The 13,110-nt window shown below is 38.3% G+C and carries 12 protein-coding genes; all 12 read right to left on the bottom strand.

Going from position 1 to position 13,110, the window contains the following annotated elements:
* Positions 1–11: 11 nt before the first annotated feature.
* The 12 genes from ACFRAK_RS13260 to ACFRAK_RS13205 all read right to left on the bottom strand — a co-directional run bounded on the left by ACFRAK_RS13260 (position 12) and on the right by ACFRAK_RS13205 (position 12,963).
* Complete coding sequence (locus tag ACFRAK_RS13260) at positions 12–782, bottom strand: electron transfer flavoprotein subunit beta/FixA family protein (RefSeq protein WP_387595551.1); 771 nt, start codon at positions 780–782, stop codon at positions 12–14.
* Between the two features lie 288 nt (positions 783–1,070).
* Positions 1,071–1,406 (bottom strand): DUF3870 domain-containing protein, encoded by a 336-nt coding sequence (locus tag ACFRAK_RS13255; protein WP_394571849.1) that lies wholly within the window; start codon positions 1,404–1,406, stop codon positions 1,071–1,073.
* Positions 1,407–2,296: 890 nt separating this feature from the next.
* Positions 2,297–3,253, bottom strand: a complete 957-nt coding sequence (locus ACFRAK_RS13250; RefSeq protein WP_387595545.1) for a hydroxymethylglutaryl-CoA lyase — start codon at positions 3,251–3,253, stop codon at positions 2,297–2,299.
* 161 nt (positions 3,254–3,414) lie between these two features.
* Positions 3,415–4,197: a cupin domain-containing protein gene (locus ACFRAK_RS13245; RefSeq protein ID WP_387595542.1), complete on the bottom strand. Its 783-nt coding sequence runs from the start codon at positions 4,195–4,197 to the stop codon at positions 3,415–3,417.
* Positions 4,198–4,239: 42 nt separating this feature from the next.
* A complete protein-coding gene (locus ACFRAK_RS13240; RefSeq protein WP_394571848.1) occupies positions 4,240–5,124 on the bottom strand; it encodes a fumarylacetoacetate hydrolase family protein in 885 nt (294 codons plus the stop codon).
* A gap of 277 nt (positions 5,125–5,401) precedes the next feature.
* Positions 5,402–6,151, bottom strand: coding sequence for an enoyl-CoA hydratase/isomerase family protein (locus tag ACFRAK_RS13235; protein WP_394571847.1), 750 nt, complete (start codon positions 6,149–6,151; stop codon positions 5,402–5,404).
* Between the two features lie 110 nt (positions 6,152–6,261).
* On the bottom strand, positions 6,262–7,614 hold the full coding sequence (locus tag ACFRAK_RS13230; RefSeq protein ID WP_387595533.1) for an acetyl-CoA carboxylase biotin carboxylase subunit: 1,353 nt from the start codon (positions 7,612–7,614) through the stop codon (positions 6,262–6,264).
* 21 nt (positions 7,615–7,635) lie between these two features.
* On the bottom strand, positions 7,636–7,845 hold the full coding sequence (locus ACFRAK_RS13225; protein WP_349729382.1) for an acetyl-CoA carboxylase biotin carboxyl carrier protein subunit: 210 nt from the start codon (positions 7,843–7,845) through the stop codon (positions 7,636–7,638).
* Between the two features lie 23 nt (positions 7,846–7,868).
* Positions 7,869–9,602, bottom strand: a complete 1,734-nt coding sequence (locus ACFRAK_RS13220) for a class I adenylate-forming enzyme family protein (RefSeq protein WP_394571846.1) — start codon at positions 9,600–9,602, stop codon at positions 7,869–7,871.
* Between the two features lie 26 nt (positions 9,603–9,628).
* Positions 9,629–11,206 (bottom strand): acyl-CoA carboxylase subunit beta, encoded by a 1,578-nt coding sequence (locus tag ACFRAK_RS13215; RefSeq protein WP_387595527.1) that lies wholly within the window; start codon positions 11,204–11,206, stop codon positions 9,629–9,631.
* A gap of 176 nt (positions 11,207–11,382) precedes the next feature.
* On the bottom strand, positions 11,383–12,435 hold the full coding sequence (namA, locus tag ACFRAK_RS13210; protein WP_387595524.1) for an NADPH dehydrogenase NamA: 1,053 nt from the start codon (positions 12,433–12,435) through the stop codon (positions 11,383–11,385).
* A gap of 75 nt (positions 12,436–12,510) precedes the next feature.
* Positions 12,511–12,963: a MaoC/PaaZ C-terminal domain-containing protein gene (locus ACFRAK_RS13205; protein ID WP_387595522.1), complete on the bottom strand. Its 453-nt coding sequence runs from the start codon at positions 12,961–12,963 to the stop codon at positions 12,511–12,513.
* Positions 12,964–13,110 lie beyond the last annotated feature (147 nt).

Raw genomic sequence — 13,110 nt, 5'->3', positions numbered from 1 at the left:
ACCAAAGTCCATTAAATGACTTTCGCTTCTGATTGTAATAACGATGCAAGCTCTTTTACTTGTTGTTCCATATCTCCTTCTATAATCTTCCCTGCTCCTTTTACTGGCGGTAAGAAACGTTCTACAACTTTTGTTTTTGATTGGACTTCGTCTTCATCCAAATCTAAATCATCTAATCCAATTCTTTCTAGCGGCTTTTTCTTAGCCTTCATAATACCAGGCAGCGAAGGGTAACGAGGTTCATTTAACCCTTGTTGGCAAGTTACAAGCATCGGAAGCTTTGTTTCATGGATTTCAACATCTCCTTCCATATCACGTTCAATCACAACTTTGTTCCCCTCAATCATAAGGTCCGTAATCGTTATTACAGCAGAAATTCCCAATTCTTCAGCAAGCCTAGGACCAACTTGTCCAGAACCACCATCTACTGTTACGTTTCCTGCTAAAATAATGTCTACTGCTTTATCTCTAAAAAAAGCGCTTAAAATAGCAGCAGTAGAGAATTCATCTCCTTCTTCAACATCTTCATCATCAATTAACACAGCTTTATCTGCACCCATAGCAAGAGCTGTTCTAAGTTCTTTTTCCGCTTCCTCCTCACCCAAGGTGACAACGGTGATTTCCCCGCCATGTTCATCACTTAATTTTAGGGCTTCTTCAATTGCATACTCGTCATAAGGATTAATAATATATTCTGTGCTGTCCTCAATGATTTTTCCTTCCTTAATCGAAATCTTTTCTTCTGTATCAAAAGTACGTTTCAACAAAACATAAATATTCATGTATCTTCCTCCTTTACCAAGCTTCTTATTTTATTTTCCGAAAAGTTCTAATCCTGAGGGAAACTTTGTAATCTTCAAATTCTCTTGTGAACTTGATAGTTAAAAGTTGGTTAGTTTTATCGTTAATAAAGGATTGTCAATTGAATTTAAATGACCCCTTGGAAAAGTATATTTTAAATCCTAATAGATAGAGGCCCAGCAACAATAAGCCTTCGCTCATGTTGCTGGGCCTCCATCTATTAGTTAAGAAAGAATGTTAGGACTTTCCCCATAGATAACCAGCATTTCTTATTTATAAGCGTAAATTGCTGCCTTCGACTCTTTGTATCGATCCCAAGCCGATCTGATAGATTGAATGACAGCGCCTTGTGAAGGTATTAATACACGACTTCGAAGGATATCAATTAAAGGATTTATTCCATTCTTTAAATCATATCCTCTTAAAAGAGTGGTTAAATAATAGTTTGTTAAGTCTGCACTAAATGTAAACTCTGCATCTTCAATAATTTCTGTTTCAACATTTATAACTAACACGACAGTTATTGTTTTATATCTCTCATACAAAGTTGTTTCTTTTGGAAGCTGGGCAAATCCAGTTACTAAAACATTAGTATTTTCAGTCACTTTATATAACCTCCTTGTTATCCATAATGTTATTTTATACCTTTTTAGGTTATTAGTACAACGGTTTTTTAAAAATATTCTGATTTTTCCTGAATTTGAATAGAGAAACAAACTAAAGCAGAGACAACTCATTGGAATCGATCTTAAATGATTTGTGAAGTGAATCGTTTTGAAAATCCAATCCATAGCTGGAGGATCAATGTTCCCATGTATAGCAAAAAAAAGAACAGGTCATGGCTTCTTTAAGAATGCAATATAACAAGTGATCGACTACGCAGGTTTTGTTCAAAAGATATCGTGATAGAAAAGTTAAACTTTTCAGGAAGGGAAAAAGAATTGAGAGAAAGGGGTTTAAATTATGCCCGCATGCTTTCAGGTTTAACGTATTCTTCCTTTCAAAAACCATTCAATGCAAGAGCCAAAAAGTCAAGGGTAATAATAAGGAGAATAAATCCCGCATTCACAAGTCAAATTGGGCTGATGAAATTTATGGCTCGTTACGGGATAAGTTCTTATGGAACAGCAGCTTGAATGATTGCAAGAAGAGGCAATTGTTTTAAAGCGGAGAAGCTAAGATATGATATGGGCCTCTCCATGCTAAAAAAGTTTATCCAATAACTATCCAATTTAAGTAAGTGGCGTACCCTCTCCTACTTTTTAAAAAGGAGTATTCATTTCAGGATAAGATTAAAATATTAAAAGCTGACCGTTAAGTAGCATAAAAAAATTGGAGCAACGCTTCCTATTAAACTTATGGATAGGACCACGTACTCCAATTTGCATTTTTTCACCCCAACATTACTAACAGATATACTGAGATGTGATTTGTTCGTAAAAACAAAATCACATCACCAAAGCGGAAATGATAAAGTCAATTTCTGTTGAAAGAATTAACGTGAAGGTATCTGCCGATAGGAATCTAGGCTTCTCCCTTTGGCCACCTTGCTTGGGAGTTCGCGTCCGAGAATCCTTTCCGCTTCCTGGGTTACCTCTATAAGCTTTTCCAAGTCAATTCCGGTGGTGATACCCAGTTCGTGGCACATGTGAACAAGCTCTTCCGTTGCAATGTTTCCTGCAGCACCCTTGGATCCACCGAATGGGCATCCTCCTAACCCTCCTACTGAGGCATCAAAATGACTGACTCCCATCTTTAATCCAACATAGGCGTTGGCCAATCCCATCCCTCGGGTATCATGCAAATGTAAGACAATGGTTTTTTCTGGCCATCTATTTTGCACTTGACCCACGAGGTACTCGGTGGAAACCGGATTTGCCCATCCAACAGTATCACCAAGGAGGATACGATCTGGATCAATACCCTGTGCGTTTGCTTTTTCTATTGTTCTAGAAATCAATCTAACCACATGTTGCGGATCGACATCCCCTTCATAGTTACAACCAAAAGCTGTCATAACTGCAATTGTGCTGATCGGAACATTAAACTCACGTAGCACGGCAATGCGTTCATCCATTTCATCGAAAGTCTCTTCGATGGACCGATTTGTGTTCTTTCTGGAAAATGTTTCACTTGCAATTATACTAAGAACACCTTCCAAATCAAATTTCCCAGTGGCTTTGGCTCTCTCAATCCCCTTCGAATTCAGGTATATGCATTGGTACTCTGTACCTGGATTCCTTTTAAAGCCTTCAGCAATCAATTCCGCATCTGCCATCTGCGGCACCCATTTCGGACTCACAAATGAAGTAACTTCAATGACAGGAAAATTGCATTCAGAAAGCAAATCAACTATTTTAACCTTATCTTCAGTAGACACTGATGTCTTTTCAATTTGCATGCCTTCCCTAGGCCCTACTTCGCGTATCGTTACCTTCTTCGGAAATGCCAATCTTATCCCTCCAAAATAATCTAGTTATTGACCTTTGCCATACTTTCAACGGAAATTTTGTACAATGAGAGACGCCTGCAGCGTCCCCTCTCCAAAACCCATAATATTGTTTTAATCAATATTAATGTGATATAGTTTACCGTTATCTTCCTGATAAATTATTAGCTATCTAAGTTGACAACAATGTTTCTTGGGTTCCGCGAAGTAATAAATACAATTGGCTCTGTATCACTCATGTTTCTTTCAATATGCGGCAGATTTGGAGGTACATTAACAAAGTCTCCAGGCCCTAGTTCGACGAATTCTTCATAGTTCTCGCCAAAATAAATTCGTGTATGTCCACTGAGTATATACCCTCCGGTCTGGGCTTCCCCATGATGGTGTGCACCCGAATCTTTTCCCGGCGCACCGACAACGCGGCCCATCCATATGTTCGGCGCATTCACTCCCGTCATCCTTGGCAAATTTTCTGTTTGATTCGTAGCCTCATTCAATTCATTCGCTCTTACTACTACGATTTTTTCATCCGTTTTGGAAAAGACAGACGTGTCCTTTTCGTCCAGATTGACAACAATATTCGCCTTGGTTCTAGCGGTAATGAAAACCACCGGTTCCGTCTCGCTCAGTGTTTCCTCAATATGCGGAACAAACGGTGGAACATACAAAAAGTCACCCGGTCCTAAATCAACATACTCCTTATAATTCTCACCAAAGTAGATTCTTGTGCGGCCGCTCAGAATATATCCCGCTGTCTCTGCTTCCCCATGATGATGGGCCCCCGATACCTTGCCTGCTTCTCCTATTACTCGACCCATCCAAAGATCCGGTGAATCAACCCCCGTGGCTCTTGGCAGGTTTTTGGATTGGGCTGTCTCCTTCGAAAGATCAGCCACTTTAACCGCAATGACTTTACCGTTGCTTTTGCTTGTACTTTTCATAACCATAATTGCACCCCATTTTAGAAATTTAATAGATTCATAAGACAGTCAAGCTTCCAGCTTTTTTGTTTCATCAACAGTTACAATCCCATTTTTAATACTGCCAAGCCCAGATATAGATACTTCGACAACATCCCCTGACCCTAAAAATAACGGGGGATTCCGTTTGGAGCCGATACCGCTGGGTGTTCCGGTAAGGATAATATCCCCCGGAAGAAGCGTCATCCCCTTTGAAAGCTCCGAAATAATACGGTTGACAGAAAACATCATTAAATTTGTATGACTGGACTGAACCGTATTTCCGTTTACTTTGCAGGTAATCTCCAAGTTCTGAACATCTTCTATTTCATCCCTTGTGACCAGCCAAGGGCCCACAGGACACGATTTATCCATACTTTTACCCATAAACCATTGACCACCATGAGATTGCTGCACATCCCTTGCAGATATATCATTCGCACACATATATCCGAAAATATAATCGGCTGCTTCTTCTGCAGAAATATTTTTCCCTTTACGTCCAATGACAACAGCCAGCTCTGCTTCATAGTCTAACTTTTTTGTAAAGTTTTCCGGCAAAGGAATCTCCTCATACGGACCAGCTATAGTCCCTGTGGCTTTTGTAAAGACTGTTGGTTTAGTCGGTAGATTAATATCTTGCCGGAAACGTTCGTTAAAATGTTCTAAGTAATTCCATCCCACACACATAACGTTACGTTCTAATTTAGGTATTGGTGGTAATATATGCTCACTTTTTAAGGTTCTTCGTTCAACGCCAGCACTTATGATCCTATTAATTTCATTGATCCCATTTCGTCCTGCTTTTATGATTGATAAGACATCGGGAAATTCATCACTAACATCAATCACTGTATTATCTTGAACTATACCGACACTAATTTGATTTTTATTAAGATAAGAAATTATCTTCATTAAGAAATATCCCTCCTTCATTATCATAAATCTCACATATAACGTAGATCTTCTTAGAAGCTACCAAGGTAGGTTATTTAAACAGTATTATTTTCACTTTTTTATAACCCAATAGTTATCCATGTTTTAACTTTTCGCTACCATAGGTTATCAATACGGCAAAAATTTTTAATTTCTAAATCTTGAACACTAAGGGTAATAACTCCATTATTTCAGTATATGGTCGTTATCAATAATGGCTATTTCGAATAACCCAATTCCTATAAACACTCGTCACTTACCGTCCATTCCATATTGCCTCTCTTTTTTCTAGAAAAGCAGTCATACCTTCCTTTGAATCTTCGGTTTCACCTAAAATAAGTACTTGATCACGTAGGTAATTCAATGATTTTTCATAATCCATTCCTTGAATCATTTGCATAGCCTCTCTGCCTAACGTTAAGGCAGTTGGATTTCGTTTGGCCAGCTGACGGGCAAATTGCGTTACTTCTCCCATTAATTCACTATCCGGATAAACTGCGTTTACAAGCCCCATCTCTTTTGCTTCTAAAGCATTGACTTTTTTTCCTGTATAAAATAATTCATAGGTTTTTTTGGAACCAATCGTTTGAAATAATGGTGCACTTATCATCATCCCCCAGAGACCTACATTAATCTCCGGTGCTCCAAACAAAGCCCTTTCATTGGCAAAGGTGATGTCACATACAGCAGCGAGTCCTAATCCTCCTGCCAAGGCATAGCCATTTACTGCGGCAATAATAGGCTTTTTCAATTGATGAATGGCCAACAAACAACTTTTATACTTCGTGACATGAGCCTTATAGTTTAAAATGTGTTGTTCATTATTTTCACTCATTCCACCAAGGTCGGCTCCAGAACAAAAGGATTTTTCTCCTGCCCCAGTTAATAACAAGACACGAACATCGGAGCTATTATTCATTTCATTAAGAATCGAAACAAAGTCCTCCATCATTTCGCCAGTTAAAGCGTTATGTTTGTCCGGTCTATTTAAAATAATGGTCGCCACATGATCCTTTATCGAAGCTAGAATATGATTCTCCCTCACATAAACACCTTCTTTCTACTTAAAAATGAGTATCGACAATTAAGCCACTCCCTGGTCCCCGTTGCTGCTATTTAATTCACCTTAGTGGTTTTTAAGTAGCTGTCAATGAAATTTGTTGTTGTGTTGCCAGAAATGTATTCCGGATGACTTACTATTCTCTTTAATGTTGGAATATTTGTTTTAATTCCTTCTACTATATATTGATCCAATACTTCACTAATATTTTTTATCGCTTCATTGCGAGTGAGTCCCTTTACAATTAGTTTTGCAATCATCGGATCATAAAATGGAGTTACATCAGATCCTTGTCTTACAGCTAACTCGTGTCGAATATTTTCCCCTTTCGGTATACTTAGACTTGTAATTGTTCCTGGGGAAGGAAAAAACGTATTTGGATCTTCTGCATAAATCCTTACCTCAATCGCATGCCCGTTTAAGTGAACGTCTTCTTGACTGATTGACAGCATTTCACCATTTGCGATCCTAATCTGCTGTTCTACTAAGTCTAAACCAGTAACCTCTTCCGTAACTGGATGTTCAACCTGCAATCGAGTATTGACTTCTAGGAAGTAAAAGTCCTTATTTTCATCCATGATGAATTCTACTGTCCCGGCATTTTCATACCCGATTGCTTTGGCTGCGCGGACAGCTGCTCCGCCCATCTCTTTTCTTGTCGTTTCATCAATAAATGGTGAAGGAGCTTCTTCGACTACTTTTTGATGTCTCCTCTGAATAGAGCATTCTCTTTCCCCTAAATAAATGGTATTTCCCTCTTTATCAGCCAATAATTGAATTTCGATATGGCGCGGATTTAAAATTAGTTTTTCTAGAAACATGGCGCCATCTCCAAAAAAGTCTTTTGCCCGTTTTTGATTCCCTTGAAAAGCCTTTCTCAGCGCTTCTTCATCATCAACCCTTTGCATTCCAATGCCTCCGCCTCCAGCGGAAGCTTTTAACATGATCGGATATCCGATATGATTTGCTTCACGAATCGCCTCTTCCACATCTACTAAAGGTGCATCCGTACCGGGAACAATTGGAATTCCCGCATGGCTCATTAATTTTCTAGCCTCAATTTTGCTCCCCATTTGTGATATGGTTGTAGGTGATGGCCCAATAAATACAATCTTATTTTCAGTGCAACGCTTAGAGAATTCATAATTTTCAGATAGCAAACCATATCCAGGATGAATAGCCTCAACGTTTGCTTTTACTGCAACCTCTAAAATTTTCTCCATATTTAAGTAACTCTCATTAACCCTTGGAGGTCCGATTAAATAACTTTCATCTGCCATTTCTACATGAGGAGAATTTTGATCAGCTTGAGAGTATATCGCGACTGTATTAATCCCCATTTTTTTACACGTTCTAATGATACGGGCTGCAATTTCGCCTCTATTTGCTATTAAGATTTTATTAAACAATTTTTTCTCCTCCTAATTTAGTTATTTCAATTTGATGACCACATCACCGTCATTTACAAAATCTCCTTCGTTAACGATAATTTCATCGACAATACCGCTAACCTCTGAACTAACTGGGATTTCCATCTTCATCGATTCCAAAATCACTACGTCCTGACCTTCACTTACTTGTTCACCTTGCTTCACCGTGATTTTCCATACGTTACCTGCCATATTTGTTAATACTTCCATTTCCATTCACCTCATTTGTTGTTTTAAATTAAAGATTCTACTTTTACTTTTTCACTCTCATAACATTCTTTTAATCTAAATTTTTGTACCTTACCTGTTTGATTCAACGGTAACTCGCCATGCTCAACAAACTTAATATATTTTGGTAATTTAAAGCGTGCCAATCTAGACGCTAAATAATCTAAAATCTCTTCTTTTGGTAAAGATGCACCTGGTTCAAGAACAATCCAAGCCATTCCAACTTCACCCATTACAGGATCTGGTACTCCAATGACGTAGGCCTGGTTTACACTTGAATGACTCGTAATGACATCTTCAATTTCTTTCGGCGCCACATTTTCAGCACCCATTCTATAAATCTCCTTTAAACGCCCCGTTAAAGAAATATAGCCATTTTCATGAATGAATGCTAAATCACCGGTTCTAAACCAACCATCTTCTGTAAACGCTTCTGCCGTTTCTTTCGGTTTATCATAGTAGCCCTTTGTTACCAATGGTCCTCTACAGATGAGCTCTCCTCCTCTATTTGCGCTAAAGCATTCACCTGTTTCTGGATCCCTAATTTTAAATTCAATATTGTTACCATTTAATTCATTTAAGCCAATATGACCACCCGGAATGGTTTTACCAACATAATCGGTTAAATAAGATAATTCATCATTCGGGTCTGTCTGGAGTACTCCCGCTGCTAATTCCGTCATTCCATAACCTGTGATCAGCTCATCTATCTGCAATTCATCCTTCAGTTCATTCCACAATGTTACTGAAACTTCTGAACCTGCACAGTACATGGCCTTCAGTCTTGAAAGATCGCGAGGATTTTTCCGCTGCGCTTCTACTAATTTCAAAGCAATAGTTGGGACACAGTCTACATCATTCACTTTGAATTTTTCAATGAGGAATACAGCCTCATCTCCATTAAATTCCAACTGAGGAATAACTGCCCCTCCTATAAACATCGAAGCTAATACCCCCTCTACAAGTCCAAAAGTGTGATAAAATGGAATCGGTATAAAAGTCCTTCTTCCTTCTTGAAAACCTCTATTCAAGCAGCTGCCATAAGTACTTCGCCATAGCATATCATGAGTGACTAATACACCTTTCGGCAACGATGTCGTCCCTGACGTGTACATGATGTCAGTAATATCATTTACATCAATGTTTCTTTCATGTTGAATTGCAGTAATAAGTGGTAGTGCTTCCTGTTTGTCACTCGATGACATTAATTCATCTAAGTCCAAGGTCCCTTCATATTTTGTTCCATTAGGTGAAAACACAATAATTTTTTTCAAATTTGGAAAGACATCAGAAGGTTTTCCTCTAAATATTTCTGGACTTAATTCTTCAATGGCATCAATGAAATTATAAGAATTCCATTCATCAATGACAATTAGATAAGATGATTTTGATTGATTAATCAAATATTTTAGTTCCTCTTGCTTTAGTTTATAATTTAACGGAACTGTAACTGCACCAATCGCGGAACAAGCCAGCTTTGAAATAATGAATTCTGGGAAATTAGGAAAAATAAGAGCTACATGATCGTTTTTCTTTATTCCAAGTTCATATAAACTTAAGGCTAATTTCAGCACTTCATCATGAGTTTCTCGATAACTCCATGTTTTTCTTTCTGTTACAATATAATCACTGCTTTGATATCGATCTGCCATCGCAAAGAAGAACTGATGAATAGGCTTTGGAGTCCAATCAACACTTTTTTGAACGAATGATTGTCTCCGTTCATTTAATACATCCATTTTTACCTTCCTCCTATAGACGGTTATTATCCTCTTCTAACAACTGTTTTCTTATGTGCAATACCCTCTAAAATGTCCCTGTTTTGGCTGTATAAACCAAACCTTTGAATCAGATCCTTACGTAAGCGGTCGCCCGGTACAACATCATCAATATAAAGCTCTGATGCAGGACTCCATACATTAATGTCATCATTGTATTTGTCACGCTGTTCTTGAATGAATTTTTGACGTTCAGCAGGATCCTCAATTGATTGAATCTTATTAAAATACATGGCATTGACAGCAGCCTCAGGACCCATAATAGCAGGCTGTGCTTGCGGTAAAGCGATACACGCATCCGGCTGCATGGACGCACCTGACATGACAACATAGCCAGCACCATAAGCCTTTCGAACAATTAATGCAATTCTTGGAACAGTCGCGTTTGCAACGGTTGAAAGCATTCTTGCACCTCTTCTAATAATGGCTTCCTTTTCAACCTTACTTCCCACCATAAAGCCAGGTAAATCGACAAGGAACAGTAATGGAATATTATAAGCATCGCAAAGCGAGATAAAATGCGCTGCTTTTTCGGCAGATTCTGGAAAAATAACACCACCTTTAACCTTTGATTGATTCGCTACGATTCCAATTGATCTGCCTCCAATTCTACAAAAACCTGTTATCATTTCTTTGGCATACAGCTTTTTGAATTCGAAAAAGGAATCCATATCAATAATTCTCTCAATGACTGGATACATATCCATCGGAATACGTTGATTTTCTGGTACTAATTCTTCGATTTTTTTACCTTCAATCGGAAGTTTTACTTCGATAATGGCTGGGGTTTCCAACCAATTTTGTGGAAGATAGCTTAAGTATTTTTTAGCAGCCTCAAGTGCTTCATTCTCATTTTCTACTAACATATCACCTAATCCGCTTACTGTATTATGCATACGGGCTCCGCCCATTTCTTCCATTGAAACCTTTTCCCCTGTAGCCATCTCCGCCATTCTTGGAGAACCTAAGTAAACGCTGGCATTTTTATTAACCATCACGACAAAATCACAAAGTGCAGGTAAATAAGCACTTCCAGCAGGAGATGGTCCAAATACCAAAGCGATTTGCGGTATTAAACCTGACATTCTTGCCGTATTATAAAAAATCTTTCCTGCATGGCTGCGGTCTGTAAAGGTTTCAAATTGTTCATTAAGCCTTGAACCAGCTGAATCAATCATATAAATGAGCGGGATCTTTCTTTTTTCAGCAAGCTCTTGCATCCGAATGATTTTTTCAATCGTTTTCTTTCCCCATGTCCCAGCTTTAATCGTCAAATCATTCGCGATGATCGCCACTTGTTTGCCATTTATTTTTGCCACTAACGTAACAACAGCATCACCTGGAAGAAAGTCTTCATCCCTACAGCGGGCGAAAAGGCCATCTTCAACTTCAAAACTATCTTCATCTACCAAGTACTTAATCTTATCCCGAACAAACATCTTGCCAATATCCTTCATTTTGACGTAATACGGACGATTTGATGATGTTTTTATTTCATGAATCTTTTCATATACTGTTTTATCAATGCCCTTTTCTTTCGTTAAAGTACTATTGATTTCTTCCATCACAGTAACCTCCTAATATAGTTCACTTATTGTTTATATTTAACATAGTAGATAGCAGAGTCTGTACCTACTATGATATTGCTTTCGTCTATTATTGATTTCAGAATTCAGTTCTCCCCAAAGGTGATCTGTTTTACTTTCACCTTATCCACTCCTAGGTTGTGTTCATACTACAGTTAATTAGGGTGCCATTTTTCTAATACTGGAAATGCCTCTTCCCATGCTTTCGAATACTGTCCTGGTCCCGTCAATTCAATCCCTAATTCTATAGCAGCTTTGAGTGGCCAATAAGGGTTACGTAATAATTCTCTGGCGATAAAAATTAGATCTGCCCGATTATTTTTTAATATTTCTTCTGCATGAAGAGGGCTGGTTATTAAACCCACAGCACCTGTTGCAATCCCAGCTTCTTGCCTGATTTTTTCGGCAAGAGGAACCTGATATCCAGGAAAAACATCAATTCGTGCAGGTACAATCGCTCCAGAACTACAATCGATCAGAGCTACCCCCTGCTCTTTTAACCTTCTGGAAAAATAGACAATGTCATCAAGGCTATTTCCCTCAGGATGGTATTCATTTACGGATAAACGTACTAACAACGGTCCATCCCAAACCTCATTTATTTCATCAATCATCTCCTTTAGAAAACGGTATCGATTTTCTATTGTCCCCCCATACTTGTCATTTCTATAGTTCGATAATGGAGATAAAAATTCATTAATTAAATAGCCATGTGCTCCATGAAGCTCGATCACATCAAATCCTGCCGTTTTTGCTCTTCTGGCTGCTTCCTTAAATTGACCAATCGTTTCCTCTACTTGGGATATGGATAACTCTAATGGTATCTTTTGATCATTTCGATATGGTACAGGGGATGGAGCGTAAGTTTCTCCTTCAATATCTGCCTTCCTTCCAGCATGTGAAAGCTGAATTCCTGCCTTACTACCGTATCTATGAATCTCTTGGACAAGTTCACTTAACCCTTCAATATGATGTCCATCCCAAATCCCCAAGTCTTTCATGGATATTCTTCCCTGCGGATGAACGGCTGTTGATTCAAGCATAATCAATCCAACTTGACCAATTGCCCTACTAACATAATGCATATGATGAAATTTGCTTACTTGCCCATCTCTTTTAAATGAAGAATACATACACATGGGTGACATGACGATTCTATTTTTTAACACTACTTCTTTTACCGAAAATGGAGAAAATAATTTAACCATTTATCTTCCCCTCCCTTCTCAGTTATATCAATACTAAAAACCCAGAGACTAGATTTAGATTAAAAATCAGGACTGTTATTCCAGAGGGTTTGACCACCAGAGCATAGTTGACATTTCTCCCTCTTGACAAAGCTTCCCATCTGAATTTAGAACTCTGTAAACCATAGTAACAACGCAACGGTCAGGCTTAGATGTGGATCGTTTAACGTTGCCCACTTCCATTACACAGTGTATTGTATCTCCAACCAATACAGGAGCTAAATATTTCCATTTAGTGTCAAGTGCTGCCACTGCAGTCCCATCCATCTTTTGAGTTCTGCAAAACAGTCCTACTGCTACAGATGAAACCAACATACCATGAGCAATCCTACTACCAAATTGATTTTTTTTTCCGAATTCTTCATCTGTATGCAGGGGATTATTATCCCCAGTCATCCCAGCAAACAACATTACATCACCCTCAGTAATCGTTCGTGACGGTGTTAAAAATTTGGTACCGACAACATACTCCTCACCATACATTCCCATGTTTAACAACCCCTAATATTAAACTATCTTTTAATTAATGCATTATAACTTCGGGATATCGAGCTAGGTAAATGGAAGAATCTCTTTCATACATAAATACATTCAACTTACTTCTGCCTGAATTATTCATACTAAAAAACCCAGAGA

It is taken from the genome of Peribacillus sp. NPDC056705, assembly GCF_043656335.1.
This window is presented reverse-complemented; position numbering and strand designations above follow the sequence as displayed.